Here is a 20,797-nt window from a genome sequence, read left to right as displayed (position 1 = left end):
TGCCAGTGACTTACCATGAAAAGTTTCATTCTTCTAGAATCTTTCTCAGTTATAAAAGATTCGAGTCAAGAAACTTTATTCTAATTTCTTGAGTTTCCTGATTCCAATTGAATCACAGCCTACCACGCACCTGAAGCTGTCGGCGCGGGCAGCCTGCCACGACTCGTAATACTGCGTGCTCTCGGGCGCATCGAGCAACTCGCCCGGTTCGAGGAAGCGGTAGATTCGGTCGATCGAATCCGACTTCGCGCCGTTGATCCGTTCGCTCAGAAAGTCGGGACGGATCTGCCACGGATTGTCCAGGCCCATGGCGACCACGATCTCGCGCAGCGAATGCAGCGTATGGCGCTGGAAGCGGGCGACCCGTTCGGCCTTGTCCATCACCACCAGGCCGCGTTGGCGCAGCGCATCCTGCGTGGCGACCCCCGTGGGGCACATGTCGGTGTGGCAACGCATCGACTGCACGCAGCCCAGCGCGAACATGAAGGCGCGCCCGGCGTTGCACCAGTCGGCACCGAGCGCGATGTTCATCGCCAGGCCGGCGCCGGAGTGAACCTTGCCCGCCGCGGAGATCTTCACATCGCCGCGCAGCCCGGTCCCGACGAGCGCATTGCGCATCAGGATAAGTCCTTCGCGCAGCGGCATGCCCATCGAATTCGACAGTTCGACCGGCGCCGCCCCGGTGCCGCCCTCGGCTCCGTCGACGTTGATGAAATCGAACCGCATTCCGGTTTCGCGCATCGCCTTCATCAGCGCGAAGACCTCGTGCTGCTGGCCGATGCACAGCTTGATGCCGACCGGCTTTCCGCCCGACAGTTCACGCAACTGCGTGGCCCATTCGAGTAGTCCGATCGGCGTCGAGAAGGCGGAATGCGCCGCCGGCGATATGCAATCGAGGCCCTGGGGCACGCCGCGCACCTGCGCGATTTCCGCGGTGACCTTGGCCCCGGGCAGCACCCCGCCGTGGCCTGGCTTGGCGCCTTGGTTCAGCTTGATCTCGATCATCTTGACCTGGGGAAGCGCCGCCTTCTCGGCAAAGCGGGCGGGGTCGAACCGGCCCTGGGCGTCGCGGCAGCCGAAATAGCCGCTGCCGATTTCCCACACCAGGTCGCCGCCGTGCTCGCGGTGATAGCGCGACAGGCCGCCCTCGCCGGTGTCGTGGTAGAAGCCGCCGCTCGCCGCGCCCTTGTTGAGCGCCAGGATGGCATTGGCGGAGAGCGAGCCGAAGCTCATCGCGGAGATGTTGAACAGTGACGCATCGTAAGGCTGGGAGCAGCGGCCCGCGCCCACGGTGACGCGCCACTCGGCCGGGGCCGCCTCGTTCGGCGCGATCGAGTGGGCGAGCCATTCGTACTCGTTGGAATAGACGTCGAGCTCGGTGCCGAAGGGATGCGAATCGAGCTCACCCTTGGCGCGGGCGTAGACCAGCGCACGTTCGTCGTGGTTGAACGGCCGGCCGTCGAGATCGCCCTCGACGATGTAGGCACGGGCGAAGGGGCGCAGGTCTTCCATTATCCAGCGCACCCGGGCAATCAGCGGATAGTTGCGGCGCAGGGTGTGGCGGCGCTGCACGAGGTCCCACAGCGCGATCAGCAGCAGCGGCACCGTCAGCAGCAGCGTCCAGCGCGCCGGGTGCCAGAGCGCGCCGGCGGCCACCAGTCCGAGCAGGACGACCGGGGCGAGGTAGCGGGCGAAGGTGTCGCCCGGACTGCGCCATATCGCGCTGTTGATCACGCCGCGCTGCGCCGGGCGTGGTTGGAAAAGGCGATGGCTGCGCGCATATAGGTCCTCCCGGCTCGCGTACTTCCTACGCGCCGCCACGAACCCCGTTCCGGAGTGCCGCCATGAAGATGCATATCGAGATCGATTGTACCCCCGACGAGGCGCGCCATTTCATGGGCCTGCCCGACGTGGAGAAGGCCAATGCGGTCTACGTCGATTCGATCGCGAAGGCGATGAAGGGCGTCTCCAACATGGGTGAGCTGGAGGATTACGCGAAGCAGCTGGCACCAATGGGGCAGTTCGGGCTCAAGGTGTTCCAGAGCTTCATGGAAGGAGCCGGGAAGGCCAGTTCCGCCGCAGCGACGGGCAGTAAGAAGTCGGACGACTGAGGGGCCGAGCGGTCGCGCTGCAGGCATGGACACGATCTTCGCGCTTTCCAGCGGCGCTCCGCCGGCCGCGATCGCCGTCGTCAGGATCAGCGGCCCGCGCGCCGGCCACGCGCTCGAAGCGCTGACAGGTCGCCTGCCGCAGCCGCGCCGCGCGGTGCTCACCTCGCTGCGCGATGCGGATGGCGAATTGCTCGACCGGGCGCTGGTGTTGTGGTTTCCCGGGCCAAGTTCGGAAACGGGGGAGGACTGCGCCGAGCTGCAGCTTCACGGCGGACGCGCGGTGGTCGATGCCGTATGCCGCGCGCTGGCGGCCCAAGATGGGCTGCGCATGGCGGAGCCGGGCGAGTTTACGCGCCGCGCCTTCGCCAATGGGCGGATGGACCTGTTGCAGGTCGAGGGGCTGGCGGACCTCGTCATGGCCGAGACTGAAATCCAGCGGCGCTCGGCATTGGGATTGGCCGAGGGCAGCCTGTCGCGTGCGGTCGAGGGCTGGCTGTCGCGCCTCATGGAGCTGTCCGCCCGGGTCGAGGCGGTGCTCGATTTCGACGACGAAGGGGATGTGGAAGGCCTGCCGGCCCAGTTCGCCGAAGAGGTTGGAGCTTTAGCAAGCGATCTCGAGCAGGCCCTGCGGGCCCCCCATGCGGAGACCCTGCGCGAAGGCTACCGAGTGGTGTTGGCAGGACCGCCAAACTCCGGAAAGTCGACCCTATTCAACAAGTTGCTTGAAGAGGAAGCGGCGATCGTTTCCCCTGTGGCCGGAACAACGCGAGACGTGATCGTGCGCAATGTGGCCATGGCGGGCATCCCCTTCACCTTCGTCGATACCGCTGGCCTGCGGGCTGACGGCGCGGACCCGATTGAGCGGGAGGGGATCGGCAGGGCACATGGCGAGTTGGCCCGCGCGGATTGCGTGCTTTGGCTGGGACCTGAGGGCGAGGGCCCGGACGGCGCGTGGGAGATCGCCGCGCGCGTCGATGCGAGTGACGCCAACGTCAAGCGGACGGCCATCGCACAGGTATCCGCGGTGACCGGCGAAGGTATGGGAGACTTGCGCCAGCTTCTCGTCGAACACGCTCGCCAATCATTACCCGTCCGGGGGCAGACGGCACTCGGCCGCCGCCAGCGCGACCTCATAGGCGGGGCAGCGGCAAATTTGCGCCAGGCGGCGCTGGCCCGCGATCCGCTGGTCGTTGCCGAGATGCTTCGCGGCGCGCGGCTCGCGTTCGATCGGCTGACTGGACGAGCGTCGACCGAGGATATGCTCGACGCCTTGTTCGGTCGCTTCTGTATCGGAAAATAGAAATGTTCCACGTGGAACAGTGGCGCACTTTGACCTTACCCTCGCCAATCTCTATCGCGCGCTCGTTATGACTGCATTCGATGTCATCGTCGTTGGTGGGGGCCACGCGGGTTGCGAAGCGGCGGCCGTTGCCGCGCGTATGGGCGCGCGAACGGCGCTTGTGAGTTTCGACCTGGCGACGATCGGCGCGATGAGCTGCAACCCGGCCATCGGCGGTCTCGGCAAGGGTCATCTTGTGCGCGAGGTGGACGCATTCGATGGCCTGATCGGCCGCGCGGCCGATGCCGCGGCGATTCACTACCGGATGCTCAACCGCTCGAAGGGTTCGGCCGTCTGGGGCCCGCGGATCCAGGCCGACCGCGTCCTGTTCAAGGCGGCAATCCAGGCGATGCTCGCCGCGCAGGACAATCTCACCTTGGTAGAAGGCGAGGCGGCCGACCTCATGGTGGAGGGGGGCAAAGTCGCGGGCTTGCGACTAGGCGACGGTGGGGCGCTGCATGCCCCGGCGGTTATCCTCTGCACAGGGACGTTTCTCGGCGGCAAGCTGTTCCGCGGCGAGGAACGGCTCGACGGCGGCCGGATCGGTGAATCCTCGGCCCATCGTCTTGCAGCGCGCCTGCGCGACGCGAGCCTGCCGATGGCCCGGCTCAAGACGGGTACGCCCCCGCGACTTGATGGCCGGACGATCGACTGGGCCGTGCTCGCCGAACAGCCTTCCGATCGCGAACCGTGGACCATGTCGCCCATGACACCCGCACGGTGCAATCCGCAGGTGTTCTGTTCGGTGACGCGGACGAATGAACGCAGTCACGATATCATCCGCGCCAACCTCGCACGCTCGCCCTTGTTTACCGGTGCGATCGAGGCAAGCGGTCCCCGCTATTGCCCGTCGATCGAGGACAAGATTCACCGCTTCGCCGACAGGGATGGCCACCAGATCTTCCTGGAGCCGGAGGGGCTGTCAACGCACCTCGTATATCCCAACGGGATCAGCACTTCACTGCCGACCGATGTCCAGCTTGCGATGCTTCGCACGATCGAGGGCCTCCACCGTGTTGAAATGGCGGTGCCTGGCTATGCAGTGGAGTACGACCACATCGATCCCCGCGCTCTGTCGCCGGGCCTGGAGGTCCGTGTCATTCCCGGACTCTATTGCGCCGGCCAGATCAACGGCACCACGGGCTATGAGGAGGCCGCCGCGCAGGGGCTGATTGCGGGGATGAGCGCTGCCGCTTCTATCTTGGGCTGCACAACCGTGCCGCTCGACAGGGCCAACAGCTATCTGACCGTCATGGTCGACGACTTGACGCTCCATGGTGTCAGCGAGCCGTACCGCATGCTCACCTCACGCGCGGAATACCGCCTGCGTCTCCGAGCCAACAATGCTTCAACCAGGCTCACCCCTTTGGCGATCGACGCCGGGTGTGTAGGTCCACAGCGCCGGACCTGGTTCGAACGCCACGAAGCGCGTAAGGACGAACTGGCCGCCTCCTTCGACCAAGTCGTCCAGGGCAGCGCAATCGGCCGATCTTCGGCAGAACGGCGCACACTCGCCGAGTGGCTCAGGGCCGACGTCTCCATTGATGCCCTCCATCCCTGGCTGAATTCCGAGCTTGCTCAAGATGATAGCCTGCTGGAAGAGGTCGTCGAGGATGCGCGCTATGCGCCGTACCTCGCGCGGCAGGAATCCGAGCTCGCCGATTTGCGATCCAGCGGTGCTGTACAATTGGGGCTGAGCTTCCCTTACGAAACCGTTCCCGGGCTGTCTAACGAGATGATCGAGCGACTCGCAGCGGCAACCCCGGCTACTCTTGCTGACGCCCAGCGCGTGCGCGGCATCACCCCCGCGGCGATTGCAGCAATCCTGGTCCATGCGCGCAAGTGGAAGCAAGCAGCGTGATACTAAGCAATGAGGATGAAGCGCGCGCCTTTTGTGCCGGTCTGACCGATCAGGCTGGGATGGAGCGCCTCGAAAACTTCGCATCTTTGCTCCTCAAGGAGAATGAACAGCAGAACCTGATTGCGAAAACCAGTGAAGCGTCGGTTTGGACGCGCCATTTTGCCGACAGTGCGCAACTGCTTAGTTATGTTCCACGTGGAACACAGAGCTGGCTTGATCTGGGTACCGGCGCGGGATTCCCGGGATTGGTTGTTGCGGCCATGCAGCCCGAGCGCCACTACGTCCTTGTCGAATCGCGCAAGAAGCGCGCGGAGTTTCTGACGTTGGCAGCTTCGGCGTTGGAACTGACCAATTGTGAAGTTCGTGGCGAGCGTTTGGAGACAGTGTCAGCACTGGACGCCAGTGTGATTTCCGCCCGTGCCTTTGCCCCGCTGCAAAAGCTGCTCGACTTGGCCGCCCGGTTTTCCACACGCGACACCGTCTGGTTGTTGCCGAAGGGGCGCTCCGCAGGGCAAGAACTGAGTTCACTTCCTCCAAAGCTTCGTTCCAAGTTCCACCTGGAACATTCGGTTACAGACGGTGAGGCCGGCATCCTTGTCGGGAAAGGCAGATTGGAACAACCATGATCACGGTCGCGATCGCCAATCAGAAGGGGGGAGTCGGCAAGACAACCACGGCAATCAACATCGCCACAGCGATGGCTGCGACCGGATGGCGCACGCTACTGGTCGATCTCGACCCGCAGGGAAACGCCTCGACCGGTCTGGGAATCCCCGCCAGCCACCGAGTGCAGACCAGCTACGACCTGTTGATCGAGAATATGTCGGTGAACGCCTGCATGGTGCCGTCGAACATTCCCCGCCTCGATGTCGTCCCGGCCACCGTCGATCTCAGCGGGGCCGAACTCGAGCTTGTTACGGAAGAAGGACGGGCGACTCGCTTGCGCGGAGCCTTGCGCGACCACCGTGGACACGATGTGTGTTTCATCGACTGTCCGCCCTCGCTCGGGCTCCTCACGCTCAATGCGTTAACCGCCGCCGACACTCTGCTGGTCCCATTGCAATGCGAATTCTTCGCGCTGGAGGGTCTCAGCCAACTTCTCCGCACTGTCGAGCGTGTCCAGGAAGGCTTTAATGCGGACCTGGGTATCGTCGGCGTCGTGCTGACGATGTTCGATCGCCGCAACCGCCTGACCGATCAGGTGGCCGACGACGTGCGCGAATGCCTGGGTAACCTGGTGTTCGAATCGGTCATTCCACGCAACGTCCGCCTCTCGGAAGCGCCGAGCCACGGTTTGCCCGCGCTGATCTACGACCAGGCATGCGCCGGCAGCAGGGCCTACATGGCGCTTGCGCGCGAACTGATCGGACGTCTGCCCCGGGAAAGGAAAGCAGCATGAGCCAGCAGGACGATACCGCGCAGGACAACACCGCTCCCGACAAGGCGGCGCAGCGGCGCAAGCTGGGGCGGGGGCTGGGTGCCCTTCTTGGCGAGGCGCGCCGCGAAGAGCCGCTGATCCGCTTGAATCCCAACGTAGATGCCGACGGCAACCCCGTGCCGCGCGTGAAGACGGCGGCCAAGGCGGTCGATGGCCTCGCAAACCTTCCGGTCGGCGCGATCGAGCCGCATCCCGAGCAGCCGCGCAGGCGATTCGACGAGGATGCGCTGGCGGAGCTTGCCCAGTCGATCGCCACGCGCGGGGTGATCCAGCCGGTGATCGTCCGGCCACTGGCTGGCGGGCGGTACCAGCTGGTCGCCGGCGAGCGCCGCTGGCGTGCCGCGCAAAAGGCGCAAGTCCATGAAATACCGGCATTAATTCGCGATCTTGATGAGCACGATGTCATGGCTCTGGCGCTCATCGAGAATATCCAGCGCGAGGATTTGAACCCTATCGAGGAAGCGCGCGCTTATCAGCGATTGGCCGATCAGCAGGACATGACCCAGGCCGACATCGCCAAGCTGGTCGAAAAGTCCCGCAGCCACGTCGCCAACCTGCAGCGCCTGCTGGCCCTGCCCGAGAAGGTGCTCGACCATGTCGAATGCGGCCGGTTGGACATGGGCCATGCCCGCGCGCTGGTCGGCATCGATACGGCCGAAGAACTGGCCGAGCGCGCGGTGCGCGAGAAACTGTCGGTGCGCGAGGTCGAAAAGCTGGCCCGGGGCGAGAAGGGGGGTACCACCAAGCGCCAGGCTCGCCCTGCGGCCGATCCGGCAAAGAATGCCGATATCGCCGCGGTGCAAAGCCATCTGGAGGAATATCTCGGCTTGGCGGTCAAGATCGCGACCGATCCCGATCCGCGCTCCGGTGCGGTGACGATTCGTTATCGCACCCTCGATCAGCTCGATCTCATCTGCCAGCGGTTGACCGGTGGCGACATCTGACGCCGATCACCGGTAAACACAGCGTTTCCGCGCCGTTTACCTTCGCCTAAGCCATTTCCACTATTGGCCATCCCGCGACTTGGAGGTCGGGGATGAATTCAATGGGGAAATTGGCGGGAGCGCTCTGCGCTACGGCCCTCGCGCTTGGCGCGGGTACCCCGGCTCACGCCCAGCTCAAGTCGACCACCGTCATGCCGGTTTCCTTCGTGCAGAAGGAAGGGTGTCAGATCGTCGCGACGCCGATGATCTTCATCATTTTGCCGCCCTTCACGAACGTGAAGGCGGATGCGACGGCCACGATTACCCTGATCTGCACCCCGAACCTGCCCTATACGATCGACATCAACCGGGGCCTTCACGCCCAGGGGATCAACCGCCGGATGCGCAACCCGGTGAACGGCGCCTACTTCGGGTACGACGTCTACCGCGACCCGCCGCGCAGCCACGTCTGGGGTGTCGGCAAGCTGCAGAACGTTCCGGGCAATTCGGGGCCGACCGGCCTTTTCGTGCATACCGTCTATGGCCGCACCGAGACCGCCAACAAGCTGGCCGCCGGCGGCTATCGCGACACGTTGACGATCACCGTCAACTTCTAAGCGTCCTTTGCCATGCATTGGTCAGCGACGTAAGCGCAAAGCAACTCCATCATCGTTTACCCCGTATTAACCATACGGGCCTAGGTAGTGATACTGGAGAATAGGCAAGCATAATTTCAGCGTTTTAGAGAATTTCAATTATTCCGGTGCATGGAGTGCTGCGGCTGAAACATGCCGTTACTACTAAGGGGATCACTACATGCGTAAGTTCATCATCGTGGCGGCTGCTGCCGCCGCTACTTTTGCCACGCCGGCTTTCGCTCAATCGAGCGCCCAGATGCCGGTCACCGTGAACATCCTCGATTCGTGTTCGGTTGGTGCGACCGGCATGACCTTCGTCGCCAACAAGATCGGCGGCGCGGATATCGATGCCACGTCCAACGTCACCGTCACCTGCACCGCTCAGACTGACTACCAGGTCGAGATGAACTGGGGCCAGCATGCCAGCGGTTCGGGCCCGACCCTGCAGCGCAACATGAATGGTACCTCGTTCGGTGAGAAGGTGCCCTACAGCATCTTCCAGGACACTGCACGTTCGGTCGCCTGGTCGACCGGTGCCAGTGCTTTCAGCTTCGTGGCCGCCGATGCGCTGCCCAAGGTGATCACCGCTTACGGCCGCATTCCGTCGACGGCGGCTGCCGTCCGCGCCGACAGCTACAACGACATCGTGACCGTCACGGTCACCTTCTAACAGACTGGACCGACGAATGACCCGCGCTGCCGCCATCATGCTCAAGACTGTGCTGACTGTGGCAGGCGGGTCGTTCGCGTTCCTGGTGGCGTCCGCCACGCAGGCCCAGTCCACCGGCCAGCTCGACCTGGGGTCGGCCGGCGCCAATACGGCCGCAGCGCTCAACATCACTCCGCTACGCTTCGAATTCGACGCCGGCGAGACGACCGCGACGATGCGCCTCACCAATACTTCCAGCCGGACGATGCCGGTTCAGACGCGTATCTTCGCCTGGACCCAGTCGAATGGCGAAGACCAGTACGCCTTGAGTTCCGACCTTGCCGTTTCTCCCTCGATTACCTCGATTCCCCCGGGCCAGACCCAGATCGTGCGCGTCGTGCGCCGGTCGGCGGCCAGCCAGGGCGAGAAGAGGTTTCGCCTGGCGGTCGACCAGTTGCCCGATCCCGAAGTCGACGCCCAGGGCGGCGCTTCGGCTCTTATCCGCTTCACCCTCCCGGTCTTTACCGATCGCGAAACGGCCGAACCGGCACGCCTCGCCTGGCGTATCGCGTCCGACCGGCTCGAGCTCGCCAACAACGGGGGCCAGACCAGCCGGATCGTTTCCATGACGGTGACGACCCTCGATGGCCGGGAAGTGGAAGTGGAGCGCAATTCGCTGCGCTATGTGCAGGGCAACTCGACGATCACCTGGCCCTTGAACGGGGGCTGCGCGTTGGGACGGATCAAGATTTCCGCCCAGCTCGACGGCCAGATGGTCGATGTCGAGCCCGAATCGCTCTGCAGCTAGCCGATTCTTCACGCTCCTTGCGGCGCTGATCGTCGCACTGGCCGGCCACCAGCCCGCCCGAGCGCAGGAAGATCCGTTCGCCCGCGACCCCGCGATCGACGCCCGCAGCGTCGCCGCAGCCGGCGGTCCCGGCCTATCCGAAATCGTCGTCGATGGATCCGCCCGCAGCCGCATGGTCGAACTGACCTGGCGCGGTAAGGAGCTGTTGATCGATGCCGACGGCGCGCGCGCCGCCGGCCTGCCCGTGCCCGACGATCTGCACGGCAACATACCGCTCGGCTCGCTTGAAATCGCCAAGTGGCAATTCGATACCTTCCGCCAACGCCTTGAAATATCTTTGTTCCGCAAGAGCGACGGCAAGAACCTGATCGATCTGGCCCGCCGCTCCACCGAGATCGGCGAAAGTCATCCGATTACTGCACTACGTCTCAATTACGACCTGACTGCCTCTGCCGGCGCCGGAAAATCGGTCGTCGGCGGCTATCTCGACCCCGTTCTCGTGCGGGGAAATGCCCACCTTCAATCGGGCCTGCAGATTTCTTCCGACAATGGCCGGGGCCGTCCCGGCCTCAAGCGTCTCGATACCAGTGCCAACCTGTACATTCCCGACAAGGGGCTCGCCGTAACGGCGGGCGATCTCATCAGTGCCGGCGGACAGTCGCAACGGGCCCTGCGCCTGGGCGGCCTCAAGATTGCGTCCGATTTTTCCCTCCGCCCGGATCTCGTTACCGTCCCGCTCCCATCGTTCAGCGGGCAAGTTGCCGTCCCGACAGGTATAGACATCATCAGTAACGACCGACGAACCAGCCTGGGCGAGATTGAGCCCGGGGAATTTACCGTCAGAAACCTGCCCGGTACCGAGGGGCGGGGGGAGGTATCGGTCGTCTTGCGAGACTCGATCGGCCGCGAGATCATCCAGTCGACGCGCTTCTACGTTTCGCGCGCGATGCTGGCGAAGGATATCTCCCAATTCGGCGCGAATCTGGGCTTCGTTCGACGACGATACGGTGAGAAATCCGCAGATTACGGTCCGCTTGCAGCCAGCGCCTTCTATCGGCGCGGGCTTTCGCCGTATCTGACGCTCGAAGGATCGGGCGAATGGACCCGCGGGACCGGCAACATCGGCGGGCGGACGGACGTCATCATCGCCGCCCTGGTCCACGCCTCGGTCGAGGCCCGCGCCAGTCGCGATACGCGGGCCGGCACCGGCACGCTGTTCGATCTGGCGGTGGAATCGGCCGGTCGCGGGCTGTCTTTCGGTGCCGGGGCGACGCTTCCGAGCCGCAAATACCGCGATGTGGCGTCAAGACTCGGCGATTTCGCGGTCCCAAAGCGGTTTTTCGGTCAGGTATCATTCGATCTGCGCGATACGATACGCGCGAACGTGTCGGCCACACGGCTGGAAAACCGCGAAGACCCGCGTTTCCCGCGCCTCGAGCGGCGGATCGACGCGCTCAACCTGTCGCTGCGCACGCGCGTGCGGGATGGGATCGACCTCTACACCAACGGATCGCTCCGCCGGTCCGAGCGTGGCACGTCCTATGCCCTGTTTGCAGGACTGTCGGTCCAGCTCGGCAAGGGCAGGAGCGGTTACGCCAGCGGCACGGTGACCAACGGTCGGCAAGGCTACAGCGGCGGTTTCCGCAAGTTCGACGCCGAGCCTGGCGATATCGGCTATGCGATCGAGGGCAATCTGGACGGCGACATCCAGCGCATCTCGGGCTCCGCCTCCGTCAGGCGCGACTTCGGCCGGCTCGAGGTCCAGGCCGAACAGGTCAACGGACAGTTCAGCGGCCGGGCCAACGCCCGCGGGACCCTGATTTTCGTCGATAACAAGGTCTTCGCCCGCAACCAGACGACGTCCAGCTTGGCGCTGGTGCGCACGACTGGCAACGTCGACGGCGTGACCGTCATGCGCGAGAACCGGCCGGCGGGGGTCACCTCGCGCGGCGGCGTACTGTTGGTCGAGGGCCTGCCCAACACCGGGCCCACCGCGATCGACGTCGACGGTCTCAAGCTTCCGCTCGATTCGCTGGCGCGCGCCACTTCCAAGCTCATCTACGTGCCGCGCGGCTCGGTCGGCGTGGTGGACCTCGACATCGTCCGCTATCGCCCCGTCATCCGCCGGGTCCTCGACGCTGGCGGCAACCCTCTTCCGGCCGGAATGCCGGTGGCGGCCGAACCCTCGGGCGAGAAGACGATGATCGGGTTCGACGGCTACGTCGAGATCAATGCCGCCGGGGCCGACGGCAGGCTGCTGGTGGGCAAGGGGGCCGACAGATGCGTGGTGGACCTGGTGACCAACCCGGTGACCGACGACGTGGAAGGGCCCCCGCTGCAGTGCGTCGGCGGAGCGATCGCCGGGCTCGCACGGGCAGACGCCGTTCCCGGCCTCCCCTGACGACAAAGCCCGAAGTCGCGCGGCGCGACTTCGGGTTTTCGTTCAACTCATTGATTTACTTGGTGTAACGGACGCGCTTCTCCGGCACGTACTTCGTCTTGGTCGCCGGGGCCTTGTGCACCACGCGGCGAGCAGGCCGGGTGACGACTTCCTCGATCACCTCTTCGGTCACGTACTTGTGCTCGGTCCTGATCGGGGCGCTGTAGGTGTAGCCTCCGCCGACCTGCACGGGGACCATGATCGTGTGATAACCGTAGGCGCCGTAGCCGTAGCTGAAGCCGCCGTTCTGCCGCCATCCATAGTCGAAGCCGGCGGGCGGGCCGGGCAGGCGGCCGGCGCCTTCGTAACGTTCCAGATAGCGATCGCACTCGTGCTTCTTCTTCTTCTCGAACGCACCGCCGATCAGCGCGCCGAGCGCCAGGCCGACGAGTCCGCCCACGCCGGCGCCGACCAGCGTGCCGCCGATCCGCCGCAGGTCGCTGCCCTTGGTGGCTTCATAGCCCAGGAAACCGCCACCGATGCCCATGGCGATGCCGCCCAGGATCGCCGTGTCCTTCTTGATGGCGCCTTCGTAGGCAAGGCGGCAGTTCTTCAGCCAGCCGTCGCGCTCTTCGCGCGTGTAGCCGATGGAGTAGGACGGCGGGAGGCCGCGTTGGCCGTAATGGTCCCAGTGCTCGCCTTGGGCGGGATAGGGGGCCGGGCCGCCATAACCATGGGCGCCATAAGCGGGGCCAGGCAGCGGAACGGGGTAGGGTGCCGGACCGACGCCGTGCATGGGCATGGGGACCGGTTGGGCCATCGGCGTCTGGACCGAGTATCCGCCGGCGTATGAACCGCCGGGGTGGGACACTACGGGCGGGGGCGGGGCCGGCAGGACATAGGCGTCCTGCGCCACGGCCTGGCCGGTCATGCCGAGGGCTGCGGTGGCAGCCAGGAGGGCGGATGCAGCGCGTTTCATCTGGTTCTTCCCCTGTCGATTCGGGCCCTTCACCCGCGAGTTAACCCGAAAGTTACCATCGCACGGCAGGCTCGACAGGGCGTTGTCGGGCCCTGTCCCGGATCGGGGCGTTTCACATGCGCGAGGAGAGCAGCGCGGCCAGGTCTTCAAAGCCCGCTCGGTCCTGCGCATCGAAGCGGGCAAGAACCGGCGAATCGCAGTCGATCACGGCGATGACGCGGCCTTCGCGCAGCACGGGCACGACCAGCTCGGACTGGCTGGCAGCATCGCAGGCGATATGCCCGGGAAAGGCGTGGACGTCGGCCACCAGTTGCGATTGCCCGGTGGCGGCCGCCGCCCCGCACACGCCGCTACCGAAAGGAATCCGGATGCATGCGGGCTTGCCGCAGAACGGCCCGAGCACCAGTTCGCGGTCGATCGCGCGATAGAAGCCCGCCCAGTTGAGATCGGGCACGAGCTGCCAGATCAGCGCCGCGACATTGGCCATGTTGGCAACCGCGTCGGGCTCGCCCGCGGTCAGGCCGTCTGCCGCCGATACGAGATCGCGGTAGAATTCGGGCTTGGGCTGGGCGGGATCGAGCGCGAAGTCGTACATCGCCGCTGCCGCTAGGCGCGCTGCGCCATTGCCGCAAGCCCGGCGCTGTCCTATCCAGCGGGCATGGGAATCCTCAAGAAAATCGGCATCGCCGTTGTCGTGCTGCTCGTCGTCCTTGCCGTCGCCGGCTGGTGGGTCCTGCGCGGCGATCCGGCGGAATACTCGGTCGAAGCGGTGACGGGCGACGACCCGCAGCTGCACGAACCCGACCCCCAAACCATCCCGACGGTCAAGGTGTTCGAACCGGCCGGGTGGCCCGACGGCGCCGCGCCGGGTGCGGCCGAGGGCCTGGCAGTAACCCGCTTCGCCGAGGGTCTCGAGCATCCGCGCATCTTCTACGCCATGCCGAACGGCGATATCCTCGTCGCCGAGACCAACGCGCCGCCGCGCGAGATTTCGGGTGGCTGGTTGACGAACGTCGTCGCCGGGTTCCTGTTCAGCAAGGCGGGCGCCTCGGTGCCGTCGCCCAACCGGATCGTGCTGCTGCGCGATGCCGACGGCGACGGTAAGGCCGAGAGCAAGTCCGTCCTGCGCTCGGGCCTCGATTCGCCCGGCGGCATCGCCTGGGCCGACGGCAAGCTCTACGTCGCCAATCACAATGCCTTGCTGCGCTTCGACTACGAGCCGGGCGCGACCACTCTCACTGGCACGCCCGAAAAGCTGATGGACCTGCCCGGCGCGGGCAACCACTGGATGCGCAACATCGTGATCAGCCCCGATGGGGGCAGGATCTACATAACCGTCGGTTCGGCGTCGAACATCGGCGAAGGCGGGATGGAAGTGGAGGAGGGCCGCGCGGCGATCCACGAATACGACATCGCCAAGGGTACGAGCCGCCTCTACGGCGCGGGCCTGCGCAATCCCAACGGTCTCGCCTGGAACCCCTGGAGCGGGGAATTGTGGACCACGGTCAACGAGCGCGACCAGCTCGGCAGCGACCTGGTGCCCGACTACATGACCAATGTCCCGGTCGGCGCGCAGTACGGCTGGCCCTGGCTTTACTGGGGCGACACCGTCGACACGCGCGTCGAGGCGCCGATGCCGCGCTTCCTGACCGAGTACACCCGCCGTCCCGAATTCGCCCTCGGCCCGCACGTCGCGGCGCTCGGCCTCGCGTTCACGCAGGAAGGCAGCACGATGGGCGCCGGGTTCGATCACGGCGCCTTCGTGGCACGGCACGGGTCCTGGAACCGCAAGCCCGCCTCGGGCTACGACGTTGTGTACGTGGCGTTCGACGAGCGCGGCAATCCGGTGGGCAAGCCCGTCCCGGTGCTCAAGTCGTTCCTCAAGAACGACGACCAGACCTTCGGACGCCCGACCTGGGTCGGCTGGGACCGGACCGGCGCCTTGCTGGTCAGCGACGATACGGCCGGGATCATCTGGCGCGTCACCTCGCCCGGTGCGGCGCCGACAGGCGCGCAGGTGCGCATTACCGGCAAGCCGCTGCCCCCGCGCGAAGGCCTGACCGGCGATCCGCGCCGGGCCTTCGACGAGCCCTAGGACCCGCCGCTATATCCGCCGGCCGGCCCGCCCGGCCAGTTCGGTGACGTAATGCCAGGCGATCCGGCCCGACCGGGCGCCGCGGCGTTTGGCCCATTCCAGCGCCTCGGCCGGCGTCCAGGCCAGGCCGTATTCGGCTGCGTACCCTTCGACGATTGCCAGGTAATCGTCCTGCGAACAGGCGTGGAAGCCCAGCGAGAGGCCGAACCTGTCGGCCAGCGCCAGCCGATCGTCGACCGCGTCGCGCTGGTTGATGGGGTCGTCCTGCTCCGCCATCGTTCGCGCCACGATGGCCCGGCGGTTCGAGGTGACGGCCAGGCGCACGTTGGCCGGGCGCGATTCGACCCCGCCCTCGAGCCACGAGCGCAAGTGCCGGGGCCCCACCGAATCGCCCTCGGCAAAACCCAGATCGTCGATGAACACCAGGTATTTGCGCGTGCCGCCCTCCAACTGCGTGAAGAGGCGCGGCAGGCCGTCCAGCGCATCGGTCCCGACCTGCACCAGCGCCAGCCGCTCGGGCGCGTCACCCTGCGCCGCGACGGTCGCCGCGCGCACGAGGGCCGACTTGCCCATGCCGCGCGCCCCCCACAGCAGCATGTCGTGGGCCGCCTGGCCGGCGGCGAGCCGCGCAACGTTGGTCCGCACCGCCTCCTTCTGTGCGTCGATGCCCCGCAGAAGCGAAAGCGCGGGCGCGTCGATCCGGGCGACCGCCCGCGCGGCGCGTCCGTCCCACACGTAGGCAGGGGCCGACGACCAGTCGGCCGGCGCGGGCCTGTTTTCGCTCAGACCCGCCAGCAGGGCACGCAGGGTTTCGCCGGGATCGTCCATGCCGCGCAGTTCGGGCATCGCGCGGCGGCACGTCAAGGTCCGTTCGCCCGGCGGGATCGATCGGGGCGGTCCGCGGCGTGGGATGCCGGGCTGGCGCCAGGCAGCCGGGGGTTGTAGCGCGCGAGCCATGAACGGCGCGAGCAAGCCCGAGATTCTGCAACCCGATGACGCGGGCATCGCCCGGGCCGCCGCGCTGCTGCGCGGTGGGGGGCTGGTCGCCGTGCCGACCGAGACGGTCTACGGCCTTGCCGCGCGCGCCGACCGGGCCGAGGCCGTGGCGGCAATCTACCGCGCCAAGGGCCGGCCCGACTTCAACCCGCTGATCGTTCACGTCGCCAGCATGGACATGGCCCGGCGGCTGGCAGTGCTTGACCAACGGGCGCAGGATCTTGCCGCCGAGTTCTGGCCCGGCCCGCTGACGCTCGTGCTGCCCTTGCGGGCCGATTCAAGTCTCGCGCCTGCCGTGACCGCCGGATTGCCGACCGTCGCCCTGCGGATGCCCGATCACCCCGCGACCCGCGCCCTGCTCGACGCCGTCGATCTGCCGCTCGCTGCGCCTTCGGCCAACGCCAGCGGATCGGTCAGCCCGACCGAGCCGGGCCACGTGGTCGCTTCGCTGGGCGACAGAGTGGATGCAGTGCTCGACGGAGGCGCATGCCCCCGCGGACTTGAATCGACCATCGTCGCCTTGCGCGAGCACGGCTGGCAGCTCCTGCGCCCGGGGCCGATCGATCTGGCTGGCATCGAAGCCCGCCTGGGTCCGGGCCTGCCTGTCCAAGGCGGGAAGATCGAGGCGCCCGGCCAGCTCGCGCGGCATTACTCGCCCGGCAAGCCGGTGCGGCTGAATGCAGAGCGGGCGGACGAGGACGAGTTCCTGATCGGGTTCGGCGAGGTCGAAGGGGATTGCTCGCTCTCGACCTCGGGCGATCTGGCCGAGGCGGCGGCGCGGCTTTATGCCAGCCTGCATCTGGCGGCGGCGGCCGCGATGCCGCGGATCGCCATTGCCCCAATCCCCGAAGCCGGAATGGGCGCGGCGATCAACGACCGCCTGCGCCGCGCGGCAGCCTGAACCTAGTCGCGGTTTTCGACCGGTACGGTGGGCAGCAGCACCTGGATCTGGGCGTAGGCGGTCTGCGCATCGGAGCAGGCGCGGCGATCGCCGTCGGAGCACTGCTTCATCAGCTTCTCGTATTTGCGCTCGAGCTTGCCGAGCTCTTCCTCGCGGCGGCGAATCTCGCGGCCGCGCTTCTCGTCCGCCTCGGATTGGCTGGTCGTCGCCAGATCGACCGCCTTGCCGGCGATGCGCACGGGCGCCGTCGCGACGTCGAAAGCGGTCTTGGCAAGGCACCCCTGAAGGGACAGCCCGGCGGCCACCAGGGCCAGCATTCTCGCGGTGGTCTTCATGCGTCGGCTCCTCAGGCGAGGGGCCTTAATTGACGCGAAATTGCGCCGCCGTGAACCGGCAATGCGACGAAAGTACAGGCTTAGTCCTGAACGATGCGCCCGTTGCAGGTCACGTTGCCGCCGCCCATCTTCGATACCGAACAACTGGCCGGACCCGCGATCGACACGTCGCCGCTGCCGAAGATCGACATCTTCGCCTGCTCCTGCACCGAAAGCTCGACGTTGCCGGGACCCGCAACCGTAACACTCGCCGTCGAGGTGTCGAGGCCGCCCGCACGAACGTTCCCGGGTCCGCCGATGGCCACGTTCACGTCGCTCGCATCGCCCGAGATCACGATGTCCCCGGGGCCGGCGATCGACAGGTCCACGTCCTGCACGTAGATTTTGCCCACCGCCAGTTCGCCCGAGCCGGCCACGGTTCCCTCGAATTCGTCGCCCTCCAGGTTGTCGATCCTGACGTCGCCCGACCCTGCGAGCACGATCTCGCGCACCGTCTGCACCGTCACGTAGAATGTCGCGCCCTCAAGGCCCGACCAGTCGTCGTCGAACCCTTCCTTCGGACGGATCTCGAGGCGGCCGTCCTCGACCACCACGTCGAACTGGGCAACGGCATCGGGCGACCCTTCGGCGCGGACCGACGGTTCCTTCCCGGTGGAGATGATGACGTTCTGCGGGCCGACGATCGCGACCTCGTCGAAATCGCCCACCACGTAGCCTTGTGGATTTTGTTGCTCCACGCGCACGACCGGTGCGGGCTCGCTTTCGCTGTGGCGCATTTCGGACAGCGTGAGCGCCGCTCCGAATGTCCCCACCCCACCCAGAGCGAGCGCGAGGAGGATTTCACGCTTGCGTAGCTTGCTTGGCTTCTTCGTCGGCATGCCCACTGCACTAGCGGGCGGGTCGTCTTTGTTGAAGGCCCCGTCAGCCATCTTCAATCAGACAGCCGGTTCGGTGTTGCGCTCGCACACGAGCGTGCCCGATCCCACGGAGTGGACCTTGCACCGCGCGTCGCCGCGCACGGTCACGCTGCCCGAACCCAGGATCTCGGCCTCGACTTCGCCGTCGGAGCGAAAGGCGGCGCCGCCCGACCCCGCGATGGTTACGTCCGCCCGGTCGACGGTCAGTTCGTCGAGGTGGGCGCTGCCGCTTCCGAGCACGTCCAGGTCGAGCCGTTCAGCCTTGCCGCCGCCGCGCAAGGAGCCCGAGCCGGCGATCGTCACCGAGAGACGGTCGGCGGAAATGCCCGCGATGGAGAGCGACCCGGAACCGAGCACGTTGACCTCCGACTTACCGATAAGTTCGGCTGCCGTTATCGAACCCGACCCGCCGACGGTGAGTTTGCGGGGGCTCGGTAACGTCACGATGATCGTCGCCGTGCCGCTGCCTTCGCCCCGGCCGCGCATGACTGCCAGCGTCTCTCCGTCCAGGGCGAATCGCAGCCGCTCGACGACGGCGGGATCGCCATCGACCTCGATCGACAGCGCTTCGCCGGTACGAATTTCGAGATTGTCGGGGCCGAGGAGGACCACTTCTGTCGGGGTCATGCCGGTCAGGTCGAGGTCCGCCAGCGGCACACCCTCTCTGCCGTTGACGGTGAATTTCGCCTTGTCGCATCCGGCGATGCCGGCGGCCACGGCAATCGCGATCACCGGGCCGAGGCCCTGCAGCACTTTCTTGAAGCCCACGGCAAACCTCCTGTCATTGTGTATTACTGCAGCAATACACGATGACAGGAGGCGTCGCAACGGGCTTTGGTCGATGCAAGTGGTGCGTTCAGCGGGTCACGCGCCGCAGCGGACCTTGCCGGGGCCGATGCGCGAAACGGAGCACCTGGGCGATCCGGACACATCGACGCGGCCGCTGCCCACTACCGAGACGTCGGCCGTCTGCCGGGCCTCGACCTCGGCAATCCCGGACCCCGCCATCGATACCGAGGCTGTCCCCACGCTCAGGTCCCGGCCCGAAAGCTTGCCGGAGCCCGCGACGGACAGGTCGGCGGACCTGGCGCGGCCGGCGACGATGAGGTTGCCCGAACCGGCAACGCTCATGGCCGCGTCGTCGACCGCCAGGTTGGCAATGCGCATCTCGCCGGATCCCGCGACGGCGGCCGAGAAGTCGCTGCCGCCGACGCGGTCGATGGTCATGCCGCCCGAACCGGCCAGTGCCGCGTCGACCAGCTTCGGCATAGTCACGCGGTAGGTCGCACGCGGAAGGAGGCGCCACGAGAAATTCTGCCGGTACTGTTCCTTGGGGCGGATATGCAGCGCGCCGCGGCGGACGACGACTTCCATCTTGTCGAGCACGGCAGGATCGCCGCTGGCGCGAACGCCAGGCGCCCCGCCGACCGAGACGACGATGGTGTTGTGGCCGGCCGCGGCAATCTTGTCGAAGCCGCTTAAGCTGTAGCTACGGACACTTTCGGGCGCGGCACTCGCCTGAAATGCCGTCAGGGCAAGAGCGATGCTCGCACCGGCGATGACCAACGTGTTCCTCATGACGATCTCCCTATGACGCTACATTTGTAGCGCCACGCTACAAATGTAGCAAGGGTAAATCGGGCGCCACACGCAAAAGGGCCGCCCGGTCGCCCGGACGGCCCTTTGCTTGATAGTTCGCACTCGCGATCAGGCCTCTTCGGCGTTCTCGTAGTACTGCGGAGCGTACTTGCGCAGCACGGAGAGGATCTTCTCCAGCGCGGTCGGCTCGTCGGTCTTCTCCATCGCGGCAAGCTCGCGCGCGAGACGGCTCGAGGCAGCTTCGAAGATCTGGCGTTCCGAATAGGACTGCTCCGGCTGGTCTTCCGGACGGAACAGGTCGCGCGTCACTTCGGCGATCGACACCAGGTCGCCCGAGTTGATCTTGGCTTCGTATTCCTGCGCGCGCCGGCTCCACATGGTCCGCTTGACCTTGGGCTTGCCCTTCAGCGTCTCCATGGCTTCCTTGAGCGTCTTGTCGCTCGAAAGCTTGCGCATGCCGATCGCTTCGACCTTGTTGACCGGAACGCGGAGCGTCATCCGTTCCTTCTCGAAGCGAAGAACGTAAAGTTCGAGCTGCATTCCGGCGATTTCCTCGCTCTGCAGCTCGATGACACGGCCCACGCCGTGCTTGGGGTAAACAACATAATCGCCGACATCGAAGGCGGGCGCAATCGCAGCCATGAATGTTCCTTTCGTCGGCAGGGGGCTGGGCCGCAATGTCAAAGCCTGGACGGCCGCGCCCGATGCACGGCAGACAGCTAGCGAATTGACGTTGGGGATCAGGCTCCTGCTTGTCCTATCGGCTGCCGGACCACGCGGGCGCGCGGCAGTTGCCCCATTATGTAGCAGATTCGCAACAAAATTGCC

Annotated in this window: 21 protein-coding genes; 12 read left to right on the top strand and 9 right to left on the bottom strand. The window is 66.0% G+C overall.

Annotated features, from left to right (window positions below):
- Window positions 1–75: 75 nt before the first annotated feature.
- Window positions 76–1,734 carry an FMN-binding glutamate synthase family protein gene (locus tag ACWPMZ_RS11795; RefSeq protein WP_455704258.1) on the bottom strand — a complete coding sequence of 553 codons (1,659 nt, stop codon included), beginning with the start codon at window positions 1,732–1,734 and terminating at the stop codon, window positions 76–78.
- 110 nt (window positions 1,735–1,844) lie between these two features.
- Here ACWPMZ_RS11795 and ACWPMZ_RS11790 point away from each other — a divergent pair, with 110 nt between their 5' ends.
- The 10 genes from ACWPMZ_RS11790 (at window position 1,845) to ACWPMZ_RS11745 (ending at window position 12,168) form a co-directional block, all read left to right on the top strand.
- The gene (locus tag ACWPMZ_RS11790) at window positions 1,845–2,111 is read left to right on the top strand and encodes a DUF6489 family protein (protein ID WP_455704257.1); all 267 of its coding nucleotides are present in this window, start codon (window positions 1,845–1,847) and stop codon (window positions 2,109–2,111) included.
- 25 nt (window positions 2,112–2,136) lie between these two features.
- Entirely contained in the window at window positions 2,137–3,411 is a 1,275-nt protein-coding gene (gene mnmE / locus ACWPMZ_RS11785; protein ID WP_455704256.1) for a tRNA uridine-5-carboxymethylaminomethyl(34) synthesis GTPase MnmE, read from the top strand.
- Window positions 3,412–3,478: 67 nt separating this feature from the next.
- A complete protein-coding gene (gene mnmG / locus ACWPMZ_RS11780; protein WP_455704255.1) occupies window positions 3,479–5,311 on the top strand; it encodes a tRNA uridine-5-carboxymethylaminomethyl(34) synthesis enzyme MnmG in 1,833 nt (610 codons plus the stop codon).
- Window positions 5,308–5,937 (top strand): 16S rRNA (guanine(527)-N(7))-methyltransferase RsmG, encoded by a 630-nt coding sequence (rsmG, locus tag ACWPMZ_RS11775; RefSeq protein ID WP_455704254.1) that lies wholly within the window; start codon window positions 5,308–5,310, stop codon window positions 5,935–5,937. Before mnmG ends, rsmG begins: the two co-directional genes overlap by 4 nt.
- Window positions 5,934–6,710 (top strand): ParA family protein, encoded by a 777-nt coding sequence (locus ACWPMZ_RS11770; protein WP_455704253.1) that lies wholly within the window; start codon window positions 5,934–5,936, stop codon window positions 6,708–6,710. Before rsmG ends, ACWPMZ_RS11770 begins: the two co-directional genes overlap by 4 nt.
- The gene (locus ACWPMZ_RS11765) at window positions 6,707–7,693 is read left to right on the top strand and encodes a ParB/RepB/Spo0J family partition protein (protein ID WP_455704252.1); all 987 of its coding nucleotides are present in this window, start codon (window positions 6,707–6,709) and stop codon (window positions 7,691–7,693) included. The genes ACWPMZ_RS11770 and ACWPMZ_RS11765 overlap by 4 nt, the downstream gene beginning before the upstream one ends.
- A 101-nt stretch (window positions 7,694–7,794) precedes the next feature.
- The gene (locus tag ACWPMZ_RS11760; RefSeq protein ID WP_455704251.1) at window positions 7,795–8,289 is read left to right on the top strand and encodes a Csu type fimbrial protein; all 495 of its coding nucleotides are present in this window, start codon (window positions 7,795–7,797) and stop codon (window positions 8,287–8,289) included.
- Between the two features lie 199 nt (window positions 8,290–8,488).
- Window positions 8,489–8,980: a Csu type fimbrial protein gene (locus ACWPMZ_RS11755; RefSeq protein WP_455704250.1), complete on the top strand. Its 492-nt coding sequence runs from the start codon at window positions 8,489–8,491 to the stop codon at window positions 8,978–8,980.
- A gap of 16 nt (window positions 8,981–8,996) precedes the next feature.
- The gene (locus ACWPMZ_RS11750) at window positions 8,997–9,767 is read left to right on the top strand and encodes a fimbrial biogenesis chaperone (protein WP_455704249.1); all 771 of its coding nucleotides are present in this window, start codon (window positions 8,997–8,999) and stop codon (window positions 9,765–9,767) included.
- Entirely contained in the window at window positions 9,739–12,168 is a 2,430-nt protein-coding gene (locus ACWPMZ_RS11745; protein ID WP_455704248.1) for a hypothetical protein, read from the top strand. Before ACWPMZ_RS11750 ends, ACWPMZ_RS11745 begins: the two co-directional genes overlap by 29 nt.
- A 55-nt stretch (window positions 12,169–12,223) precedes the next feature.
- Here the strand turns inward: ACWPMZ_RS11745 and ACWPMZ_RS11740 are convergent, their stop codons facing one another.
- Entirely contained in the window at window positions 12,224–13,126 is a 903-nt protein-coding gene (locus tag ACWPMZ_RS11740) for a hypothetical protein (protein ID WP_455704247.1), read from the bottom strand.
- 112 nt (window positions 13,127–13,238) lie between these two features.
- Entirely contained in the window at window positions 13,239–13,721 is a 483-nt protein-coding gene (locus ACWPMZ_RS11735; protein WP_455704246.1) for a GAF domain-containing protein, read from the bottom strand.
- Window positions 13,722–13,784: 63 nt separating this feature from the next.
- On the opposite strand from ACWPMZ_RS11735, the gene ACWPMZ_RS11730 reads away from it, so the two are divergent.
- Window positions 13,785–15,221 carry a PQQ-dependent sugar dehydrogenase gene (locus ACWPMZ_RS11730; protein ID WP_455704245.1) on the top strand — a complete coding sequence of 479 codons (1,437 nt, stop codon included), beginning with the start codon at window positions 13,785–13,787 and terminating at the stop codon, window positions 15,219–15,221.
- 9 nt (window positions 15,222–15,230) lie between these two features.
- Here the strand turns inward: ACWPMZ_RS11730 and ACWPMZ_RS11725 are convergent, their stop codons facing one another.
- Window positions 15,231–16,049, bottom strand: a complete 819-nt coding sequence (locus ACWPMZ_RS11725) for an ATP-binding protein (protein ID WP_455705141.1) — start codon at window positions 16,047–16,049, stop codon at window positions 15,231–15,233.
- 127 nt (window positions 16,050–16,176) lie between these two features.
- Here ACWPMZ_RS11725 and ACWPMZ_RS11720 point away from each other — a divergent pair, with 127 nt between their 5' ends.
- On the top strand, window positions 16,177–17,118 hold the full coding sequence (locus ACWPMZ_RS11720; protein ID WP_455704244.1) for an L-threonylcarbamoyladenylate synthase: 942 nt from the start codon (window positions 16,177–16,179) through the stop codon (window positions 17,116–17,118).
- 2 nt (window positions 17,119–17,120) lie between these two features.
- Here the strand turns inward: ACWPMZ_RS11720 and ACWPMZ_RS11715 are convergent, their stop codons facing one another.
- From ACWPMZ_RS11715 to ACWPMZ_RS11695, 5 genes are all read right to left on the bottom strand, one after another.
- On the bottom strand, window positions 17,121–17,453 hold the full coding sequence (locus tag ACWPMZ_RS11715; protein ID WP_455704243.1) for a hypothetical protein: 333 nt from the start codon (window positions 17,451–17,453) through the stop codon (window positions 17,121–17,123).
- A gap of 80 nt (window positions 17,454–17,533) precedes the next feature.
- Window positions 17,534–18,331, bottom strand: a complete 798-nt coding sequence (locus ACWPMZ_RS11710) for a head GIN domain-containing protein (RefSeq protein WP_455704242.1) — start codon at window positions 18,329–18,331, stop codon at window positions 17,534–17,536.
- A gap of 57 nt (window positions 18,332–18,388) precedes the next feature.
- Window positions 18,389–19,138: a head GIN domain-containing protein gene (locus ACWPMZ_RS11705; protein WP_455704241.1), complete on the bottom strand. Its 750-nt coding sequence runs from the start codon at window positions 19,136–19,138 to the stop codon at window positions 18,389–18,391.
- A gap of 96 nt (window positions 19,139–19,234) precedes the next feature.
- Window positions 19,235–19,948 (bottom strand): head GIN domain-containing protein, encoded by a 714-nt coding sequence (locus tag ACWPMZ_RS11700; RefSeq protein ID WP_455704240.1) that lies wholly within the window; start codon window positions 19,946–19,948, stop codon window positions 19,235–19,237.
- 129 nt (window positions 19,949–20,077) lie between these two features.
- A complete protein-coding gene (locus tag ACWPMZ_RS11695; protein WP_455704239.1) occupies window positions 20,078–20,611 on the bottom strand; it encodes a CarD family transcriptional regulator in 534 nt (177 codons plus the stop codon).
- Window positions 20,612–20,797: the final 186 nt, after the last annotated feature.

It is taken from the genome of Tsuneonella sp. HG222, assembly GCF_053819185.1.
The sequence above is the reverse complement of the archived record's forward strand: the minus strand, read 5'-3'. Positions and strand labels throughout refer to the sequence as shown.